A 21,303-nucleotide genomic window follows, 5' to 3' on the forward strand; every position below is an offset into this window, starting at 1 on the left:
GTGGGATATTATGCAGTGATTTTCATGGTAATAGGAAGTCAGGTGCTCATGACCTTGATCAAAACACTTCCCAATATCATCAAAGAGATCACGAAACTATACGAAACTGTAATCAAATGCAGAAAACGAAAAAAGTAACAAACTAAGCAACAAGTTAGGGAGGGTGAACGAATTTCGTGGACAGGCATAAATTTCAGGCACCACCTACAAAAAGAAAGGGATGAAGCTGCAACTTCATCCCTTTCGCTATGCAGAAAACTGTGTGCACTTATATTATATGCATTCATGCATGAAAAGTCAATGTGTAAATTCACTTTCTAATATCATGAATCTTAGCGTTTTGCAGATTGCGCCATTTTAAAATATGTATGACGTTTACCACGCAAAACAATGGACATTTCCATGATATTTTCAGGCAAGGCAATCCCACCCCAGCCAGCATCTCCAATATGTTGGATATCAACACCGGCACGTTTACCAGATAATGCAAATTCACGAATAGTCGCAAGATCACTGGTTTCCTGAGAGGTACCAATAGCTGTCATTGCTAGAGCCCCATGTGCATGAATACATTCACAGGCTTCATGAATCATAGATTCCTGCAGACCAGGTACTGTACCACAGGCTGGCATTAAAATAACATCAGCGCCTGCATTCACAAATGTTTCAATGCTGTTTAAATCAATGACTGGTTCATCAACACCGGCAGCGTGCATTTTGCCTGCGATAATCAAACCACTGAAATATTGTTTTGCTTCCTTGATTGCTTCTGCGATTTTGGCATTGGTAACACCTGTTCCAGGGTTGCCTGTCAAACAGATAAAGCCAAATCCAAGCTTTTCAGCCATTTCAAAAGTTTCTTTACATGCCGTTCTTCCTTTACAGATTTCAATACGAGTTTCCATCATTTCAGCATCAACATCTACTGGTTCCAGGTTTACACCAATAGGTCTTCCTGATAATTCACGCAATGTCATGATTGGATCATCACTTTCCGGGATACCATACAGGGTTGGATGGAATACATCAAATCCATTCAACAATATCATATCAGAGCCAAAGGCAGCAGCTAGTTCAGCGTTGGAAATAGAACCTAGCATTGGCTGTACCGTGCTCACTGTTTCAGTTAAAATTGTTCTTCCTTCACTTGCCGCGATGGCAGCTTTTAACTCCTGTCCATTCATCTTCAGCACTTCACTTGGCTGACAACTTAATAATCGTTTCATTTTATCTTAATCCTTTCCTATATATTTATGTATACATCATATCAGATTTTATTGTGAATATGGATGTAAGCTATTTCCCATTGATAGGAAGAAATTGTGTGCTTTTATGTTATTTGTTTTGTAAAACTTGAATTTTTCTTTCGATAAGTATAAACTATATGACAGGTGTATGGCGAAAGGGGTTTTTGTCATGTTTGGATACGTTGTTGTCAATAAGCCGGAAATGAAAATCAAAGACATGGATGTATATCAGTCTTTTTATTGTGGATTATGCCAATGTCTGCATGAGCGATATGGCAGGATTGCACAGACGACACTGAACTTTGATATGACTTTTGTCGCAATACTGTTAAGTGTTTTATATGAACCAAATGAACGTAAGAAAGTGTTTCGATGTGGATTTCATCCTACCACAAAACGGATGATCAGAAGCAATCCCTGTATTGAATATGCAGCGGATATGACGATTCTTCTTACATATATGAAGTGTGAAGATGACTGGAATGATGACAAAAAAATTACCCGCCTGGCATATGAAAAGCTGCTGGCAAAAGCTTATCGACAAGTTAAGGCACGTTATCCAGAAAAATTAGATGCTATTGAGGATACGATGAAAGAGCTGACACAAAAAGAACAACAGAATGAGATGGATATTGATCGTATGTCTGCGTTGTTTGGAAAAGTCATGGGAGAAATTCTCAGCTATCAAAATGATGAATGGCAGCATGGGCTTTATCGTATGGGAGATTATTTGGGAAGATTTATTTATCTTTTGGATGCGTATGATGATGTTGAAGATGATATCGCGCATAATCAATATAATCCTTTGAAAAAAGATTTCGGTGAAACTTATTTTGAGGATCGTAGCAAACTGATATTAGAAACGATGGTTGCGGAAGCCGCAATTGAATATGAAAAATTACCGATATTAGAATATCAGGATATTTTAAGAAATATTATATATTCCGGTATCTGGACAAAATATGAAATGATTAGAAAGAAAAGATTAGGTGAAGAAGATGGATCCATATAAGATATTAGGTGTAGATAGAAATGCAAGTGATGATGAAATAAAAAAAGCATATCGCCAAATGGCGAAAAAATATCATCCAGATGTAAATAAAGAGCCAGGCGCAGAAGAAAAATTTAAACAGATACAGAATGCATATGATCAGATCATGGAGGCCAGAAAACGTGGAGATACTTCTAATTTCTGGGAAAACACCAATGGATATGGTGGAGGATATGGTTCTTATGGAGGTTCTGCATCTCAGAAATATCAGACCATTATTTCATACTTGAACATGGGTGCTTATGCCCAGGCATATCAGATTTTACAATCCATGAGTGAACGTGATGCTTCCTGGTATTATTTTTATGCAATCGCCAATTATGGTATGGGCAATCAGATTGCGGCATTGGATGCAGCGCAGAAAGCCTGTGAAATGGATCCATCTAATCAGCAATATCGTCAATTATATGCACAGTTGTCAAATTCACGTACACAATATCGCAATATGCAGTCACCATTTGGTGCCAGCGGCAGTAATTTATGTTGTGATTTATTGCTGCTTCAGATGTGCTGTGGAGGCTGTGGAGGACCACTTTGTTGTTGTATTTAATATGTATAAACTCTTTTTCTTGAATGGAAAAGAGTTTTATTTTTGTGAAAAGATTGACATTATATGTAATTTGAGTATGATATATATGAATAAATTAGTTTAGGATAACATTTAAAAGGAAGTTGATAGAAGATGACAACATTAGATAAAATTAAGCCTGGACATGGTGGAATGATCATAAAAGTTGGCGGAGAAGGGGCGCTGCGTCGAAGATTATTGGATATGGGATTGACACCAAAGACCAGTATTTTTGTGAATAAGGTAGCTCCTATGGGGGATCCTATGGAATTAAGTTTACGTGGATATGTATTGACCATCCGATTAGATGATGCCAGTAAAATCGAAGTAGAAAGCAGGGAAGCGTAAATGAAAGATGTAGTAATTGCACTTGCAGGTAATCAAAATTGTGGAAAGACAACATTGTTTAATGCATTGACGGGCAGCAATCAACATGTTGGAAACTTTCCCGGTGTCACAGTAGAAAAGAAAATGGGAGCCATTAAGAAATTTAAAGAAGCAAGTCTTGTGGATCTTCCAGGCATTTATTCTTTATCACCATATACAAGCGAAGAAGTTGTGACACGTGATTTTATATTAAAAGATCATCCAGCACTGATTGTGAACATCGTGGATGCGACAAATATTGAACGTAATCTGTATTTATCTCTTCAATTGATGGAATTAAATACACCAATGGTGATCGCATTAAATATGATGGATGAAGTCATTGAAAGTGGCAACAGCATTGATGTAGAAAAGCTGAGCCAGCATTTATCTATACCGGTTGTGCCCATCAGTGCCAGTAAGAATGAAGGTATTGATGAGTTGATTCGTGTCATGAAAAAAGAAATAAAAGATCATGAACAGGCAGTACATCTGGATTTTTGTAAAGGTGAAGTTCACCGTGCCATTCATTCCATCGCCCATATTATAGAGGATCATGCCAACCGTGCAGGGTATCCAACCCGTTTTGCGGCTACGAAATTAGTAGAAGGAGATGCGCCGATGCAACAGGCACTTCATCTGCATCAGGATGATTTGGATATTATAGAAAAAATTGTAAAAAGTATGGAAGATGCATTGGGTACCGATCGGGAAGCAGCACTTGCGGATATGCGATATAGTTATATTGAAGAACTGGTAGAAGATTGTGTCATTAAGCATCATGACTCTACTGCCCAGATTCGTAGTGAAAAAATCGATCGCTGGCTGACCCATAAATATTTAGGAATCCCTATTTTTATCATTATCATGCTTTGTATATTCTATCTGACCTTTGGACCGATTGGTGGAACTTTACAAGGACTTATGGAAAATTTAATCACAATGGCAACAGATGCGTTAAGTAATTTATTGATATCTATTCATGTATCTGAATGGCTACGTGCGTTGATCATTGATGGTATTTGTAACGGAGTTGGCAGTGTATTATCTTTCTTACCAGTCATTGTCACGCTGTTTTTCTTTCTTTCATTATTAGAGGACAGTGGCTATATGGCACGTGTTGCCTTTGTCATGGACAAGATGTTAAGAAAAATCGGATTAAGCGGGAAAAGTTTTGTGCCGATGCTGATCGGGTTTGGCTGTAGTGTGCCTGCCATTATGTCTGCACGTACTTTATCCAGTGAGCGTGATCGTAAAATGACGATTATTGTAACACCATTTATGTCATGCAGTGCCAAGCTTCCCATCTATGGTATGATTACAGCGGCCTTCTTTCCACATCATACCGCATTGATTTTGATCAGTGTCTATATCATTGGAATCATTGTGGCAATTTTATCTGCTATCTTATTAAAGAGTACGATATTTAAAGGTGAAAGTGTTCCATTTGTGATGGAATTGCCAGCATATCGTATTCCCGCAGGTAAAAGTGTGGTATTGCATATGTGGGAGAAAGCAAAGGATTTTTTAAGAAAAGCCTTCACGATTATCTTTGTCGCAAGCATCATCATCTGGTTCTTACAAAGCTTCAACTTTGCCTTTGATTTTGTGTCTGATTCATCACATAGTATTCTGGCAAGTATCGGTACATGGATTTCTCATATCTTTGCGCCACTTGGCTTTGAAGATTGGCGCGCAAGTACAGCCCTTGTGACTGGAATCACCGCAAAAGAAAGTGTGGTATCTACTTTATCAGTTTTAACTAATACAACAAGTGATGCCGGCTTAAATGCAGCATTACAAAGTATCTTTACACCACTTTCTTCTTTCGCATTCTTATGTTTTACGGTATTATATATGCCATGTGTGGCAGCCTTTGCGGCCACAAAACGTGAACTTGGTTCATTAAAACAGGCGTTTGCCACTGTTGCTTTCCAAACAGGTGTCGCATATATTGTTGCACTATTGGTATTTCAGATTGGCTCTTTGTTTTTTTGAACATTATAAACAATGGTTCATATCCTGTTAGAGAGGTGTTATGATGAATCTGGTAGATATTGCAGTTATACTTGTCATACTGGCATTATTAGTGATTATTTTCTATGTGACAAGACCTAAAAAATCAAATGGATGTAGTGGGTGTCACGCAGATTGTTCTAGTTGTGGCAGTTTCTCTAATCTTTATTCAGAATATAAAAAAGATCATCCAGAGAGTGAAGAAAAGTCAGAGTAATCTGGCTTTTTTATGTTATACTTGTAGCGAGGTGATTTCTATGATAAAAACATATCGTACACATACACCAGATATCCATGAAAGCTGTTATCTGAGTGAAAATGCGACAATCATTGGCGATGTGACATTGGAAAAGGATGTGTCCATCTGGTTTCATAGCGTTATAAGAGGAGATAAGGATCATATCCATATCAAAGAAGGCAGTAATATTCAGGATAATTGTACCTTACATACAGACCCTGATCATCAACTAATGATTGGAAAAAATGTAACCGTTGGACATAATGCGATATTACATGGCTGTACGATCGATGATGAGGTATTGATTGGCATGGGGGCAATTATTTTAAATGGCGCTAAAATAGGCAAACATGCGATCATTGCGGCAGGTGCACTTGTGAAAGAAAACCAGGTAATACCAGAAAATAGTCTTGCTGTTGGCTGTCCCTGCAAGGTGATCAAACAGGTAAGTGATGCACAGATTGCGGATATCATAGAAAATGCACAGCATTATATTGCATTAGGGAAAGAATATAAGGAGATGTAACAAATGGATGAAAATGTAAAAACAATCGTACGTCTGCATATGGAACAGGCAAAAAAAGCGTTAGAGGCACATCATATTAAGACTTATCTTGTAAAAGACAAGCAAGAAGCCTGTGCACTGGCTTCTTCTATGATCAAAGATAAAGAAAAAGTAAGTGATGGTGGCAGTATGACGATTAGTGAAATTGGGTTGTCCCAGCTTTTGAAGAGCAGGGATGTAGCCTATATTTCACATAATGAACCATTAAGTAAAGAGGAAAGCGAGAAAGAAGCACATGCGGCTTTTAATGCGGATACCTTTATCTGTAGCAGCAATGCTGTTACTATGGATGGAGCATTGATCAATGTGGATGGACATGGAAATCGTGTAGCAGCAATGATTTATGGACCTAATCAGGTCATTGTGATCGTTGGCAGTAACAAGCTTGTGAAAAATGAAAAACAAGCCAAAAAACGTATTCAGGAAGTAGCGGCACCAGCCAATTGTGTCAGATTGCATCGCCAGACTCCATGTGTAAAACTGGGAAGCTGTCAGGATTGTGAAAGTAAAGATCGTATCTGTAACTTTTACGTAAAAATTGATCATGATATGTATGATCGAATCCGTGTCATTATCATGGAAGAAGAAGCAGGTTACTAATCGCTGTTTAGCAAAAAAATACAGGACTTATGCTTGTATCAAATGAATTTTGAAGAAATGAAAGCTTGGTATGATGGATATCACTTAAAGAAAGATATATCTATATTATCTCCAAAGTCTGTAGTATCTTCATTATTAAATCAAGAATATTCAAATTATTGGACATCTACAGAAACATATGAATCATTAAAAGTATATATTGATATGAATTTTGATGGTTTAAAGGATGACATCATTAAATTATTGGCAAAAGAACGAGTAACTGTAAATCCAGGTAAATTTCAAAATGATATGACGACATTTAAATCCAAAGATGATGTATTTACGTTGTTAGTTCACTTAGGTTATTTAGGATATGATAAAGAAGCACGAAAAGTATATATACCGAACAATGAAGTTGTAGATTCTTTTGTGAATTCAATAGAAGAAAGTCATTGGGGATCAGTAAGTGAATCATTAAAAAACTCTATAGATTTGTTGGAGGCTACTTATACATGTAATATTAATCTTGTCGCAGAGTTTATAGAAAAGGCTCATTTAGAAACAAGTATTCTACAATACAACGATGAGAACGCGTTGGCATATACGATTTATTTAGCCTATATTATGGCCCGAAATGATTATACAATGGTGAGAGAATTTCCAAGTGGAAAAGGATTTGCGGATGTCATATTTATTCCACGATATGATAAGCCGGCGATGATTATTGAATTGAAGTATGATAAAGATGCTGATACTGCAATCAAACAAATAAAAGAAAAGAAATATTTCTTTGGATTAGAGCATTATTTAGACAATCTGTTATTGGTAGGTATCAATTATAATAAAGATACTAAGAAACATAGCTGCATAATTGAAAAATATCAAAATAGATGAAAAACCAGTAAGAAGGCATGATATAAGAAAGGCGGGAAACCGTCTTTTTGTATCTTTTCTTTGTAAAATGTGTTACCATAACAGTAATGATAGCGCTAACAAGCAGGAGGTGGCTTTTATGGCAACATATGTATGTGAAATATGTGGTTATGTATACGATGAAGAAAATGAGCAAACAAAATGGAGTGCATTGGCAGATGACTGGTGCTGTCCACTTTGTACTGCGCCAAAAACCTGTTTTAAACAACAGGAGGAAGCAAAGTCTGAGGTAATAGAAAATGTATCTGATTTACAGGTAGATATACAATATGCAAGACATGATGATCCATTGGAAACACAGATGCAGTTGATTCATGAAATGGCAATAGGTGCCCATAGTCGAATCGAAGCAATGCGTACACGTTTAGCTGTACCTGATTTTAAAGATATTTTATTGCTGGGAGGACAACTAGCGCATCCACCATTACCAGATAAAGCAGAAGTAAGCACAACGACGATCATAGGAGCTTCTGCACAAAAGCCAATGGTATTAGAACATCCGGTATATGTATCCCATATGTCTTTTGGGGCATTATCAAAAGAAGCAAAAATAGCACTTGCCATGGGTAGTGCAATGGCAAAAACCGCCCAGTGTAGTGGTGAAGGCGGTATTTTGAAAGAAGAACAACAGGCAAGCTATCGCTTTATCTTTGAATATGTCCCTAATAAATACAGTGTCACAGATGAAAATTTAAAAAATGCGGATGCAATTGAAATAAAAATCGGACAAGGCAGTAAACCTGGAATGGGTGGACATTTGCCTGGAGAAAAGGTCACAAAAGAAATTGCGGCCATTCGTAATAAACCTCTAGGAGAAGATGTGATATCACCAAGTCGTTTTGAGGAAATTAAAAGTAAAGATGATTTAAAGGCGATGGTAGAAATGCTGAGAACACGCAGTGATGGCAGACCAATCGGTATCAAAATTGCGGCAGGAAGAATTGAAGAAGATCTGGAATGGATTCACTATGCCAATCCTGATTTTATCACGATTGATGGTCGAGGCGGTGCAACAGGGGCTTCACCAAAATATTTAAAAGATAATACAACTGTACCAACAATGTATGCTTTAGCCCGTGCAAGAGCTTATATGGATGCACATGATATGAAACAGCAGTTGGTGATGACAGGTGGCTTTAGAAACAGCGGTGATATGATCAAAGCACTTGCTATGGGAGCAGATGCCATTGCGATTGCCAGTGCTGCAATGATGGCAATTGGCTGTCAACAGTATCGTATCTGTCAAAATGGAAAATGTCCTATGGGCATTGCGACACAGGATGAAGAATTGCGTAAACGTTTCAATATAGAAAAGGGGGCACAATGCCTTGGAAACTATCTGCATGTATTATGTGAAGAATTGAAATCTTTTGCCAGAGTATGTGGCTATGATGATGTTCATAAATTAAGCAAAGAAGACCTGTGTACAACGAGTGAAGAAATTGCGCGTTATACCGGTATCAAACATTGTTAGAAAAATCATAAAGTTTCATGCATAAAGCCTTTTTCCATTACCCATACTATGGATGAGGTGATAACGATGTTTCAACATGATAAAAAATTAATGCGTGAAGTAAAAGTAGAAAAACCCAATCCACAGTATGCTGTTTTGATGCAGGAACAGTTAGGTGGCTGTAATGGTGAAGTCAAAGCAGCTATGCAATACCTTTCTCAGAGTTTTCGTGCAAACGATCCTGTATTCAAAGATTTATTTTTGGATATTGGGACAGAAGAATTAAGCCATATGGAAATGGTTGCGGAAACCATTAATCTGTTAAATGGCGGTGATGTAGACTATAAGAAAGTCGGTGTTGGTGAAATCGAAACCATGGTAACATTTGGATTAAATCCAGCCTTGGTCAATTCCAGTGGAAATCCATGGACTGCTGATTATGTAACAGTTACAGGTGATTTAGCAGCGGACTTATTGGCGGATATCGCCAGTGAACAGCGTGCCAAAGTTGTGTACGAATATTTATATCGTCAAATCGAAGATAAATACGTAAGAGAAACCATTATGTTTTTATTAGAGCGTGAAGAAGCACATAATGCATTATTCTGTGAGGCTTTAAATAAAATCAGTGATGATGGCAGCAATAAGAACTTTGGTATGAGTGAAGACAGCCGTCTGTATTTTGATTTATCAAAACCTGGCCGTTATTTTGAAGATCCAGAACCTGAAGCTGTGAAGATCGATCGTAAGAAAAAGACAACAAAAAAGAAAAAATAAGTAAAATGAGTAGAAATATTACTTCTTTCATTTTGTTTCAGAAAAAAAGAAAGCATAATTGTTTTCTTTTTTCTTTTTTTGTGGCATAATAGAAAGCACATGGAGAGAATTGCCATGCATATACTATTATTGAGTAGGAAGGATGGATGCGAAAATGAAAAACGTGTATCAAATAAAAGTAGCGGGTTTTAAATGTGAAACTGTCCTTTTACGTGGACGATGTTGTCGCTGACACATTTTTTTATCATGCAAAAAAAGACCACGTACAATAATAGGAGGAAACAAACATGGAAACTTTAAAACTTATTGGAAATACACCTGTGTATCATATGGAAGATACAAATATTTATGTGAAACTTGAAAAATTCAATGCAGGTGGAAGTATCAAAGATCGCGCTGTCATGGGAATGCTTCAACATGCTATCGATACAGGTGAAATCAAAGAAGACAGTGTACTGATCGAGGCAACTTCTGGCAATACAGGAATTGCTTTAGCAATGCTTGGTGCAGTATATCATATACCAACCATCATTCTTATGCCGGAAACAATGTCTGAAGAACGTCGTCAGATGATCAAAGCGTATGGCGCAGAGCTGATTTTAACACAAGGGGCATTAGGTATGCAGGGTTCTATTGATAAAATGAAAGAGCTGATGGATGCACATCCTAATTATGTAGCATTATCACAATTTGATAATCCCTATAATCCACAGATTCATTATGAAACAACAGGAAAAGAAATTCTTGCACAGGTACCTGATGTTGATATCTTTGTCGCATGTGTGGGTACAGGAGGAACATTTAGCGGTATCTCACGTCGTTTAAAGGAAGCCAATCCAAATATCCGTTGTGTAGCCGGAGAACCAAAAAGCAGTGCACTAATCAGTGGACATGAAGCCGGACCACACAAGATTCAGGGAATTGGTGCAAATTTCATCCCTAAGAATTTTGATGAACATGTATGTGATGATGTCATGATGGTTTCTGATGAAGATGCCTTAGCAGAAACCGTCGCATTTGCGAAAACAACAGGTATTTTGGTAGGTATCAGTTCAGGAGCCAATATTGCTTTGGCAAAACGCCTTGAAAAATATTATCCAGATAAAACAATTGTTACCATAGCACCAGATGGCGGAGAGAAATACTTGTCCGTATTGGAGTTTTAATATGTTTCGCATATTGAAAGATATTAACCATAATCTGAATCGTTCCTTGGCGAATGATCCCGCTGCCCACAGCAAGCTGGAAGTCATATTGTTGTATCCACATATCAAGGCGCTGGCATTTCATCGTGTTTCTCATTTTCTTTATCGGCATCATATGTTTTTTCTAGCCCGCCTGAATTCAAATATCGCAAGATTTTGGACAGGCATTGAAATTCATCCAGGCGCAAAGATCGGACGAGGATTATTGATTGATCATGGCATGGGTGTTGTAATCGGAGAAACAGCAGAAATTGGTGATGATTGTCAGATATATCATGGTGTAACACTTGGTGGAACGGGCAAGCAGCATGCCAAACGTCATCCAACAGTAGGAAATAATGTGATGATTGGTGCAGGCGCAAAATGTCTGGGTAATATCTATATTGGTGATAACGCTAAAATTGGCGCAAATGCAGTTGTGATTACAGATGTGCCAGAAGGCACAACCTTTATTGGTCTAGCCGCAAAAGATAAACGTTGTAAACACGCATGTGTATGTGATGGCATCATAGAATGACAGGTGAAAATTTTCACCTGTTTTTTTTATATGCTTGACAATCGAAATTATCTATTGTAAACTATATCCATAATAGATATATCATTAATGGATACATCATGAATGGATATATTTGTTTGGAGGAAAAAACATGTCAAAAAATAACGCACTGGAAAGTGAACAGTTGACAGATCCTATGTATTATATTCTTCTTTCTTTATTAGAAGAACGACATGGATATGCCATTATGAAATTCATAGAAGAATTGACAAATGGAGAAGTAAGTATGGGACCAGGTACGCTGTATACACTATTGAAAAAATTAAGCAAGGCAGATTGGATCACGTTAACATCACTTGACAGTGATCGTACAAAGGTCTATCAAATCAGCGAAGAAGGAAGAAATGTTTTAATACGTGAATTTAAACGCAGAAAACATATGGTGGAAGAAGGCGCAAGAGTATTAAGGGAGGCAGGCTATGAAGAATAAGAAATATATTATATGTAGTGGCTTGGCATTCGCTGATCAGGAAGATATGGAAATGCTGCATCAATATGCACTTGATGGATGGATCTTCAAAGAATTCAAAGGAATATGTTACGTCTTATATAAAGAGGAGCCACAAGATTTGATATTCAGTTATGATATGCAGAAAGTGAAAAAAGAAGAACAAGAGGATTATTTACGAATCTTTGAAGAAGCCGGGTGGGAAATGATTCCATGCAAAGATAATACCCTTCACTTCTTTTGTGCAAAAAATGGAACTGTAGCTTTACACAGCAATTCAGAAACAAGAAGTGAACAATTTAAAACCGTATTTTATGTTTCTCTCATCATTACCCTAATTGGTATCATTCTTTTTATCGGCTCTATAAAAATGATGTTACCAAATGTGTTTGCAGGAATTGGTGGTGGATGCATGGGAGGGGGAGGTGTTTTACTGGCAGGCTCTTATCTAAGACTTCAACATAAACGATGGATTTTTTATCTCACCTTTACACAGGCTGTAAAAGTCCTGGTGGTAGGAGCATTGTTGATTTTGATATCAGAAATTATGCCAGATGCATGGAGCGTGATTCGTAAACTAAGTAGACTTATCGGTATTTGTTTTACGATATTTGGTGGCATGTATGCATTAACAACATATCGCATTTATCGGGATGGAAAAGAAAGTAGAGGAAAGAAAAGATGATTGAAGTATCTCATTTAACAAAATGTTATGGAAGTTTTAAAGCAGTTGATGATATTGATTTATGTGCAGAGGATGGTAAAATCACCATTCTGTTGGGACCAAATGGGGCAGGAAAAAGTACGACGATCAAAAGTATTACCAATCTATTGAAATATGAAGGGAAAATCAAAATCTGTGGATATGACAATGATACCCTAGAAGCAAAGAAAAGCTTTGGATATATTCCTGAAGCACCAGTGTTATACGACTTGTTAACGATTGATGAACATGTAGAATTTATTGGAAAAGCATATCGCTGTAAAAATTATAAAGAACTTGCGGATCATTATATCAGCATGTTTCATTTAGAAGAAAAACGTAAGAAGATCGTAAAAGAATTAAGTAAAGGGATGAAACAGAAAGTCAGTATGTTGTTGGCGTTGATCATATCACCTAAAGCATTATTGGTGGATGAACCAATGGTTGGCTTAGATCCTGCCAGTATTGAAGAAACCCTTCACTTATTCACAAAATTAAAAGAAGAAGGTGTATCTATCCTGATTTCTACCCATATCATAGATGTCATTGATGATATATGGGATGTTGCTTATATCATGAATAAAGGCAAAATCGTTCGTCATGTATCACGTGAGGGATTAGGCGAGGAAAGTTTGAAAGAGATGTTCTTTGAAAGTACTGATGGTGAATAGTATGAAATCACTTGTGTTATTATATTTACTAAAATTAAAAGGACAGATTCGTAATGTTTATTCCAAACCAGGCAGTGCGATTCTGACGACCTTGTTGTTGTTGATTTATATTGGTGGTTTTGTCATGATTCTCTTGCATCCGGATATGGCAATGAGTATGGTCAATATCGCAAACATTCAAATGGCGATTATGATTGCGATAGGTTTCAATGCCTTGATGGTTGGCTCTGTACTGATGCAGAAACGAAGTGCATTATTCTTTGAAAACGATTCTTTCTATATGTTTACTGGACCTTTTAAACGAAGCCAGATCATGAGCTTTCTAATGAGTGGCTCTATCTTATCCTCATGTATGTTTGGGGCAATCTCTGTTTTGATGTTGGTATTCTTTGGTGGAGGTGTTGGCTTCACTATTCCTTTCCTATTGTTGACATTTGTATTATTATCGCTTGTGACCTTCTTCTTTGTGGTTATGAAAGATTATATCTATTTGTTGGCGATGCAAAATGAAAAGCTGAAAAATGTTGGAAGATTAATTGTGGCAATGTTTGTAATTATAATCCTAGCAGTATTTATGATAGAAGCATTTCAGTATGATTTCCATATGAAAGAAGCAGGATTTGCATTCTTACAAAGTGATTTATTTTATTTCATCCCCATGTTTGGATGGGCCAAACTTGCACTGGTATCTTATGTAAGCGGGGATATGCTCATGCTTATTTTGGGTGTTGCACTTGTTGTTGTCGCATGTATCATTATCTTTATCTGTATGACAAGATATCAGGGTGATTTTGTGGAACAGGCAATGCTTGATGCAGAAGAATTTACTGCTATGTATAAAGATATAAAAGCTGGTAAACGTAATAGTATGAATGATAAAAAAGTCAAAGGAGTTAAGGCGGATTTTAAAGAAGGTGCGAAAGCTATCTATTCTAAAAATCTGTTGATTATGCGAAAAACCAATGATTTCATTCGTATATCAGATATTGTTATTCTGGCAGTTTATCTGTTAATTACAATTATTTTGGATATGGGCTTTTTCTTCTTCTGTTATATGCTTGTATTCTGGTTGTTTTCTACCATCCAAAATAGTGACTTTATGCGTGATATGAACAATTATCAAATCTATCTGATTCCGGATTCACCACTTAAAAAACTATGGTATACGATATCTACGACCCTTTATAAACTATGGATCATCTTGATCATCTGTATTACAGGAACCGGTTTAATCTATCAAATGGATGTATTTTCCATCTTACAATATCTGATTATGATTTGTGGATATGCATTTGTATTCATAAGTGCAACCGTTTTAAGTTTACGTATCTTAAAGTCCCGCAGTAATGCGATGGTAGAAAATATGCTGCGTATGTTAATCGTGTTATTATGCAGTGTGCCAAGTGTTTTAGTTATTTTGCCTATGGTTTTAACAAGTGGCGTACTTACCTTGAATATGATGAATATTGTAACAATCGTAAATCTGGCAATGAACTTTGTCGTATCCTTCGCTATTCTATATTTCTGTAAAGGCATGATGAATGGGCGAGAATTGAAAAGTGAGTAAAACATGTGGGAAATCAAGTGAAAACAAGGTTTCCCCTTTTTCTTTTAACGTGATTGTGGTATAGTATGTAACGTAGTTAGGAAGGTAGTAAATTTATGTGGAAATATCAATGTAAAAGGCATTTAATCGCGGTTTTAATAGGAATGGTAGTAGGTTTGTTTGTATTTCATGATATATCAAAAACAATGATTGTTGATGTATTGGCCCAAATGAGTGAACAGGGCTTTACAGATGCGGAAATGATTGCGACAATGAAAAGTGATACCATGATCTATATAATGAGTATGCTGTGTGGTGGTGGAATGGTCAATACATTCTTATTGATCTATTATCTGATGCAGCGCTTTAATCCATTGGTGCTGTTCTTAGCAATGATTTTTATCAATCCAGTCGTAGATATCGCTATGGCAATTGGTGTAATTGGTTTGATTCCGGCAATCATTGTATGTATTTATGGAATTTTAACAACACCAAATCGTGGCAAACACAAACAATTTGAAAAGAATCAGGTAACCTCTGTAAGTGAAATTGAACGTGTTTATCGTTTACATCATACTTATTTAGATGAATATGAAGGATTAGCAAAACGCTTATTTATCACAAATATTTCTATCACATGTTTATATGCACTTGGTGTATTGGCTTTGATTTTAAGCTTATATGTAGATAGTTATGGTATCATGATGGCAGTGTTATTTGTGTATATTATTATACTGTTTTATGTAATCAAAAAGAAAAACGAAAATGTACAGCCGATTATTTCGTTATTATATGAACAATGTAATCCAGAAGCCTGTGCGAGTGCTATCTTTGCGTTAGCTAAACGGATGCATGCGAAAAAGAATTTCCCTTTGGGACAATATTTATCACAATGCATGATTTATATGAATGATCCTCATTTAGCAATTGATGTGTTAACATGTACAAAACGCAACAATGTGAATCTTATGATGGCATATCATTCTATTATGGCGTATGCAAACTATCAGTTAGGTGATGCAAGTGAAGTACAGCGTCATTATGATGAATGTGAAAAATTGAATGTACGTGGTGTAAATTCACCATTAGCTATGATCAAACAACAATATTTACAAAGTATTGAAAACAAACTGAACCTGATGAATAAAGACTTTGATAAAGCAAGAACTTTCTATCAACAGGTATTGCAGACAACCAATATGGAGTTTCAGAAAGTAGATTTTCGTTATTATCTAGGACTGATCGCTTTTGTGGAAGAAGATATCTGGGAAGCAAAAACACAGTTTGAATATGTGATTGCACATGGCAATGGCATGTATTTTGTAGAGAAAGCCAGAAAGTTTTTATTGATGATTGATCAGATTCGTACCCAAGAAGACTAAGATGCTCATATGAGTATCTTTTTTTTGATGTTTGTATGAATACAAGTAAGAATACTCTTGTGTAATTACATTTTTTGTGAAATTTGTGTGAAGTGAAAAATAACTGTTGACTAATGGGCGAGAATGCATATAATAGTTAAGGTAGTTAATTGTTAAGCAACTTAACTAATTTCGTGAGGTGATACAATGGATGAAATGGAAGTAGTACGAAGATTGACACATTTGTTTTATGCATTTCGTAAAGAAAATGCAGCAGGATTAGATGATCATCCAAGAATCCGACACAAAGATATCATGATGTTAGATGCCATTCTTTCTATCAACAAAGGTGATCTGGTAAAGATGAGTGATATCTCCGCTTATCTTCAGGTAACCCCTGCAGCTGTTTCTCAATTTATTAAAGGCTATGAGAAAAAAGGCTGGGTAGAACGTGTGGTATTAGAAAATGATAGAAGAAGTGTGTATATCAAAGTGAGCGATCAGGCCAAGGAAGTCATGAAGGGCTGTGAAAAGCACATGACGGAATCACTTTATGAATTCATTGAAGCACTGGGCGAAGAGGATGCGGAAAATTTCCTTCGTATCATGGAAAAAGCGGTGGAGTTTTCTAAGCAGAAAAAAGAAACTAAAAAGAAAGGAGCCTGCAAATGACAAAGTTAGTGAAGTATTTAAAACCATTTATCGTGTCATTGATTGTTGTTGTGGCGTTATTATTTGGACAGGCACAATGTGAATTGGCGTTACCTGATTTAATGTCAGATATCGTTGATACTGGGATTCAAAAGGGAGGTATCATTGATGGTGTACCTTCTGTAATTCGTGAAAGTCAATACAATAAAATGAAGATTTTTATGGATGAAAAACAACAGAAATTATTTGAATCAAATTATACATTATTAACAAGTAATAAAGCGAGTGCTGATGAGAAAGATGATTATCCAGCATTAGCAAAGGAAAATGTATATCAGTTAAAAGATATTGATGAAGATACACGTCAAGACATCAATAAAATCATGGTCATTCCTATGACGTTAGTCAATGGAATTGATGAGGCAGTAAAAGATCCAAAAAGTGAAATGATGGAAAAAATGCCAGAGCAGGTGAAACAGATGTTGGAATCTGGTGTGGATATCTATACAATTCTGCCAATGATGCCAAAAGAAGAACTACAAAAGTTAGAAGATGAAACTAGCACAAAGTTAAATGCGATGGGAGATACTTCTTATAATGCTGCCGGAGCCAGTGTGGTAAAGGCTGAATATAAAGCAATCGGTATGGATGTAGATGCTATGCAAAGCAATTATATCTTATATGCTGGCGGTAAGATGTTATTGGTCGCATTATGTAGTGCGGTTGCTGCTATTCTGGTTGGTTTATTTGCGTCCAGAATTGGTGCAGGTTTTGCAAGAAACTTACGTAAAGATGTGTTTGCGAAAGTTGAAAGCTTCTCCAGCAGTGAATTTAATAAATTCTCTACATCATCATTGATTACACGTACAACCAATGATGTACAGCAGATTCAGATGGTCATCATCATGTTCTTAAGAATGGTAGCTTATGCGCCAATCATAGGAATCGGTGCTATCATTCATGTTATGAATACAGAAGCAAGTATGACATGGATCATTGCTTTATGTGTCGTTCTGTTATTAAGCTTGATTGGTGTATTGATGAGTTTGGCAATGCCAAAATTCAAAATTAATCAGAAATTAATTGATGCGACAAACAGTGTCACAAGAGAATTCTTGGAAGGTATGCCGGTTATCCGTGCATTCAATACTCAGAAATATGAAGAAAAGAAGTTTGATGATGTCAATCAAAAAGTATTAAAAACAAACTTATTCATCAACCGTACCATGTCCTTTATGATGCCAGCCATGATGTTTATCATGAATGGTGCCAGTTTATTGATCGTATGGGTTGGTGGACATCAGATTGCAGATGGCAATATTCAGATTGGTGATATGTTAGCATTTATCCAATATAGTATGCAAATCATCATGGCTTTCTTAATGATTGCGATGATTGCTGTCATGCTGCCACGTGCAAGTGTCAGTGCAAATCGTATTTATGATGTATTAAGCTGTAAGAATATGATTCAGGATCCAAAAAATCCTAAACATTTTGATGATTCTCAAAAAGGATATATCGATTTTGAAAATGTATCATTTAGATATCCGGGTGCAGAAGAAGATGTTTTACATGATATCAGCTTTACTGCTAAACCAGGGGAAACGACGGCCTTTATCGGAAGTACCGGTAGTGGTAAATCTACGATTATCAATTTAGTGCCACGTTTCTTTGATGTCACAAATGGTAGAATCTTAATCGATGGTGTAGATATCCGTGATGTTACACAACATGAATTACGTAATAAAATCGGATATGTGCCACAAAAAGGTATCTTGTTCTCAGGTGATATCGAATCTAACTTACGATATGCAAAACAGGACGCAACACAAGAAGATTTGCAAATGGCCAGTGATGTAGCACAGGCTACTGAATTTATTGAAAGTAAACCAGAAGGCTATGCTTCACCGATTGCACAGGGAGGAACCAATGTTTCCGGTGGACAGAAACAACGTCTATCCATTGCCCGTGCACTTGTCAAGAAACCAGAAATCTATATCTTTGATGATTCCTTTAGTGCCTTAGACTTTAAGACAGATGCGAATCTGCGTGCTGCTTTATCTCAAGTAACGAAAGAAACAAAAGCAACTGTATTGCTTGTTGCACAGCGTATTTCCAGTATCATGCATGCCGAACGTATCGTTGTATTGGATAAGGGACGTGTCGCAGGTATTGGTACACACGATGAATTGATGAGAAGCTGTGAAGTTTATCAGGAAATTGCATATAGTCAGTTGTCAAAGGAGGAACTAGGAAATGAGTAAAGAAACTACTACACGTCCTATGGGCCGCCGAGGACATGGACCAATGGGTGGTGGCCGCCCAGTTGTAAAGGCTAAAGACTTTTCCGGAACGATGAAGAAACTGATTCGTTTCATGAAACCATATTATCCAGTGATTATTTTAGCGGTATTGTTTGCGGCAGTTGGTCAGATTTTAGCTATCTTAGGACCTAAAATTTTAGGAAAAGCCACAACAGAACTTGCTGAAGGATTTATGCGTATTGTGTATAATACAGGTACCATTGATTTTGATTATATCTTAAAAATCATTTTAATTCTGGTTGGTATGTATATCATTAGTGGTATTCTAAGTTATATCATGAGTATCATGATGGCGACGATTACACAGAAAACGGCGTATAAGCTACGTAAAGATATTTCTGAAAAAATCGATCGTATGCCATTTAAATATTTTGACTCTACTTCTCATGGTGATGTATTGTCAAGAATTACAAATGACGTTGATACCTTACAGATGTCTATGAGTCAATCATTATCTCAAATTGTTACTAGTGTTGTTTCTATCATTGGTTATCCAATCATGATGTTGACCATCAGCTGGCAGATGACATTAATGGCTTTGTGTATCGTACCATTATCCTTGTTGATGGTATCACAGGTTGTAAAACGTTCACAAAAATATTTCAAACGTCAGCAGCAGTATTTAAGTGATGTCAATGGACATGTAGAAGAAATGTATAGTGGACATATTGTTATGAAAGCATTTAATGGAGAAGAACGCTCTGTTGAAGAATTCAATGAACACAATGATCACTTATATGAAACAGCATGGAAATCACAGTTCTTATCAGGATTGATGATGCCTATTACACAGTTTGTGGGAAACCTTGGTTATGTTGGTGTCTGCTTGTTAGGTGGATGGTTAGCAGCCGCAGGCTCTGTTACCATTGGTGATATTCAGGCATTTATCCAGTATGTAAGAAGCTTTAACCAGCCAATTTCACAGCTTGCTCAGGTTATGAATATGTTGCAGTCAACTGCCGCAGCCGCAGAACGTGTATTTGAGTTCTTAGAGGAAGAAGAACAGCTGCCTGAAACAGAAAACCCTGTGGAAGTATTTGATGAAAATGGCAATACTCAAATCAAAGGACAGGTTACATTTGAAAATGTACACTTTGGTTATACAGATGATAAGATCATTATCAATGATTTCTCCATGTATATCAAACCAGGTAAAAAGATTGCGATTGTTGGACCAACTGGTGCTGGTAAAACAACCATTGTCAAATTGTTGATGCGTTTCTATGAGCTAAACAGCGGTGCTATTTATATCGATGGCATTAAGACAACGGATATGCGAAGAAGTGACTTACGTGCCTTATTTGGTATGGTACTTCAGGATGCATGGCTGTTTAATGGAACGATTATGGAAAACCTTCGTTATGGTCGATTAGATGCCACAGATGAAGAAGTCATGAGAGCTGCTGATGCTGCTTACGTAGATCACTTTATCCGTACCTTAGATCATGGCTATGATACTGTCATCAATGAAGAAAGCAGTAATATCTCTCAGGGACAAAAACAGTTATTAACAATTGCCAGAGCATTCTTGGCAGATCCTAAGATTTTGATTCTGGATGAAGCAACATCCTCCGTTGATACCCGTACAGAAGTATTGATTCAGAAGGGTATGGAAAAACTGATGGAAAATCGTACAAGCTTTGTGATTGCCCACCGTTTATCTACCATTCGTGATGCTGATTTGATTCTGGTTATGAAGGATGGCGATATCGTAGAAGCTGGAAATCATGAAGAATTGATGAAAGCAGATGGTTTCTATACGAAACTTTATAACTCTCAGTTTGAAGAAGAATAATATCTCAAAAAGCGCTTTGGCGCTTTTTTCTTTGCCTCTTCATTATCTAACCGCTTTCATTATAAGGAAATCTTATCGGTCTAGAAATGAATAGAAAAATGTAATTTTTTTATTGATAAAAGACTATAAATGTAGTAGAATTATAAACGTTACATGGGAGTCATATGATGTATCTCTACAATTATATGTTTCATAATGTATAATTATTGAGATACATGAATTTTTATGATTTTATGTCTATAAATAT

At 36.6% G+C, this 21,303-nt stretch carries 21 protein-coding genes; 20 read left to right on the top strand and 1 reads right to left on the bottom strand.

Going from position 1 to position 21,303, the window contains the following annotated elements; genetic code table 11:
* Positions 1 to 332 precede the first annotated feature (332 nt).
* The gene (locus DW114_RS07850; protein WP_117453223.1) at positions 333 to 1,226 is read right to left on the bottom strand and encodes a haloacid dehalogenase-like hydrolase; all 894 of its coding nucleotides are present in this window, start codon (positions 1,224 to 1,226) and stop codon (positions 333 to 335) included.
* Between the two features lie 190 nt (positions 1,227 to 1,416).
* Between DW114_RS07850 and DW114_RS07855 the strand changes: the two genes are divergently transcribed.
* The 20 genes from DW114_RS07855 to DW114_RS07950 all read left to right on the top strand — a co-directional run bounded on the left by DW114_RS07855 (position 1,417) and on the right by DW114_RS07950 (position 21,056).
* The gene (locus DW114_RS07855; protein WP_117453224.1) at positions 1,417 to 2,259 is read left to right on the top strand and encodes a DUF5685 family protein; all 843 of its coding nucleotides are present in this window, start codon (positions 1,417 to 1,419) and stop codon (positions 2,257 to 2,259) included.
* The gene (locus DW114_RS22075; protein ID WP_117453225.1) at positions 2,246 to 2,848 is read left to right on the top strand and encodes a DnaJ domain-containing protein; all 603 of its coding nucleotides are present in this window, start codon (positions 2,246 to 2,248) and stop codon (positions 2,846 to 2,848) included. Before DW114_RS07855 ends, DW114_RS22075 begins: the two co-directional genes overlap by 14 nt.
* 132 nt (positions 2,849 to 2,980) lie before the next feature.
* Complete coding sequence (locus DW114_RS07865; protein WP_117453226.1) at positions 2,981 to 3,214, top strand: FeoA family protein; 234 nt, start codon at positions 2,981 to 2,983, stop codon at positions 3,212 to 3,214.
* On the top strand, positions 3,215 to 5,230 hold the full coding sequence (gene feoB, locus DW114_RS07870) for a ferrous iron transport protein B (RefSeq protein WP_117453227.1): 2,016 nt from the start codon (positions 3,215 to 3,217) through the stop codon (positions 5,228 to 5,230).
* Between the two features lie 40 nt (positions 5,231 to 5,270).
* Entirely contained in the window at positions 5,271 to 5,465 is a 195-nt protein-coding gene (locus tag DW114_RS07875) for a FeoB-associated Cys-rich membrane protein (protein WP_233509553.1), read from the top strand.
* A gap of 40 nt (positions 5,466 to 5,505) precedes the next feature.
* On the top strand, positions 5,506 to 6,012 hold the full coding sequence (locus tag DW114_RS07880; protein ID WP_117453229.1) for a gamma carbonic anhydrase family protein: 507 nt from the start codon (positions 5,506 to 5,508) through the stop codon (positions 6,010 to 6,012).
* 3 nt (positions 6,013 to 6,015) lie between these two features.
* The gene (locus tag DW114_RS07885; protein ID WP_117453230.1) at positions 6,016 to 6,651 is read left to right on the top strand and encodes a lactate utilization protein; all 636 of its coding nucleotides are present in this window, start codon (positions 6,016 to 6,018) and stop codon (positions 6,649 to 6,651) included.
* A 42-nt stretch (positions 6,652 to 6,693) separates the two neighbouring features.
* Positions 6,694 to 7,527: a PD-(D/E)XK nuclease domain-containing protein gene (locus DW114_RS07890; protein ID WP_117453250.1), complete on the top strand. Its 834-nt coding sequence runs from the start codon at positions 6,694 to 6,696 to the stop codon at positions 7,525 to 7,527.
* A 118-nt stretch (positions 7,528 to 7,645) separates the two neighbouring features.
* Positions 7,646 to 9,040 (top strand): glutamate synthase-related protein, encoded by a 1,395-nt coding sequence (locus DW114_RS07895; protein WP_117453231.1) that lies wholly within the window; start codon positions 7,646 to 7,648, stop codon positions 9,038 to 9,040.
* A 66-nt stretch (positions 9,041 to 9,106) separates the two neighbouring features.
* Positions 9,107 to 9,796: a manganese catalase family protein gene (locus DW114_RS07900; protein WP_117453232.1), complete on the top strand. Its 690-nt coding sequence runs from the start codon at positions 9,107 to 9,109 to the stop codon at positions 9,794 to 9,796.
* Between the two features lie 287 nt (positions 9,797 to 10,083).
* Positions 10,084 to 10,962 carry a cysteine synthase A gene (cysK, locus tag DW114_RS07905; RefSeq protein WP_117453233.1) on the top strand — a complete coding sequence of 293 codons (879 nt, stop codon included), beginning with the start codon at positions 10,084 to 10,086 and terminating at the stop codon, positions 10,960 to 10,962.
* Between the two features lies 1 nt (position 10,963).
* Positions 10,964 to 11,518 (top strand): serine O-acetyltransferase EpsC, encoded by a 555-nt coding sequence (gene epsC, locus DW114_RS07910; RefSeq protein ID WP_117453234.1) that lies wholly within the window; start codon positions 10,964 to 10,966, stop codon positions 11,516 to 11,518.
* Positions 11,519 to 11,648: 130 nt separating this feature from the next.
* A complete protein-coding gene (locus tag DW114_RS07915; RefSeq protein ID WP_117453235.1) occupies positions 11,649 to 11,987 on the top strand; it encodes a PadR family transcriptional regulator in 339 nt (112 codons plus the stop codon).
* Complete coding sequence (locus DW114_RS07920; RefSeq protein ID WP_117453236.1) at positions 11,977 to 12,690, top strand: DUF2812 domain-containing protein; 714 nt, start codon at positions 11,977 to 11,979, stop codon at positions 12,688 to 12,690. The genes DW114_RS07915 and DW114_RS07920 overlap by 11 nt, the downstream gene beginning before the upstream one ends.
* Positions 12,687 to 13,379: an ABC transporter ATP-binding protein gene (locus DW114_RS07925; protein WP_117453237.1), complete on the top strand. Its 693-nt coding sequence runs from the start codon at positions 12,687 to 12,689 to the stop codon at positions 13,377 to 13,379. The genes DW114_RS07920 and DW114_RS07925 overlap by 4 nt, the downstream gene beginning before the upstream one ends.
* Entirely contained in the window at positions 13,357 to 14,946 is a 1,590-nt protein-coding gene (locus DW114_RS07930; RefSeq protein ID WP_233509551.1) for a putative ABC exporter domain-containing protein, read from the top strand. Before DW114_RS07925 ends, DW114_RS07930 begins: the two co-directional genes overlap by 23 nt.
* 95 nt (positions 14,947 to 15,041) lie before the next feature.
* Positions 15,042 to 16,307, top strand: coding sequence for a hypothetical protein (locus DW114_RS07935; RefSeq protein WP_117453239.1), 1,266 nt, complete (start codon positions 15,042 to 15,044; stop codon positions 16,305 to 16,307).
* A 186-nt stretch (positions 16,308 to 16,493) separates the two neighbouring features.
* Positions 16,494 to 16,958 carry a MarR family winged helix-turn-helix transcriptional regulator gene (locus DW114_RS07940; RefSeq protein ID WP_117453240.1) on the top strand — a complete coding sequence of 155 codons (465 nt, stop codon included), beginning with the start codon at positions 16,494 to 16,496 and terminating at the stop codon, positions 16,956 to 16,958.
* Positions 16,955 to 19,201, top strand: coding sequence for an ABC transporter ATP-binding protein (locus tag DW114_RS07945; protein ID WP_117453241.1), 2,247 nt, complete (start codon positions 16,955 to 16,957; stop codon positions 19,199 to 19,201). The genes DW114_RS07940 and DW114_RS07945 overlap by 4 nt, the downstream gene beginning before the upstream one ends.
* Positions 19,194 to 21,056: an ABC transporter ATP-binding protein gene (locus DW114_RS07950; protein ID WP_117453242.1), complete on the top strand. Its 1,863-nt coding sequence runs from the start codon at positions 19,194 to 19,196 to the stop codon at positions 21,054 to 21,056. The genes DW114_RS07945 and DW114_RS07950 overlap by 8 nt, the downstream gene beginning before the upstream one ends.
* Positions 21,057 to 21,303 lie beyond the last annotated feature (247 nt).

Origin of the sequence: Absiella sp. AM09-50 (assembly GCF_003433845.1) — a bacterium.
Taxonomy (GTDB): domain Bacteria; phylum Bacillota_I; class Bacilli_A; order Erysipelotrichales; family Erysipelotrichaceae; genus Hoskinsella; species Hoskinsella hominis.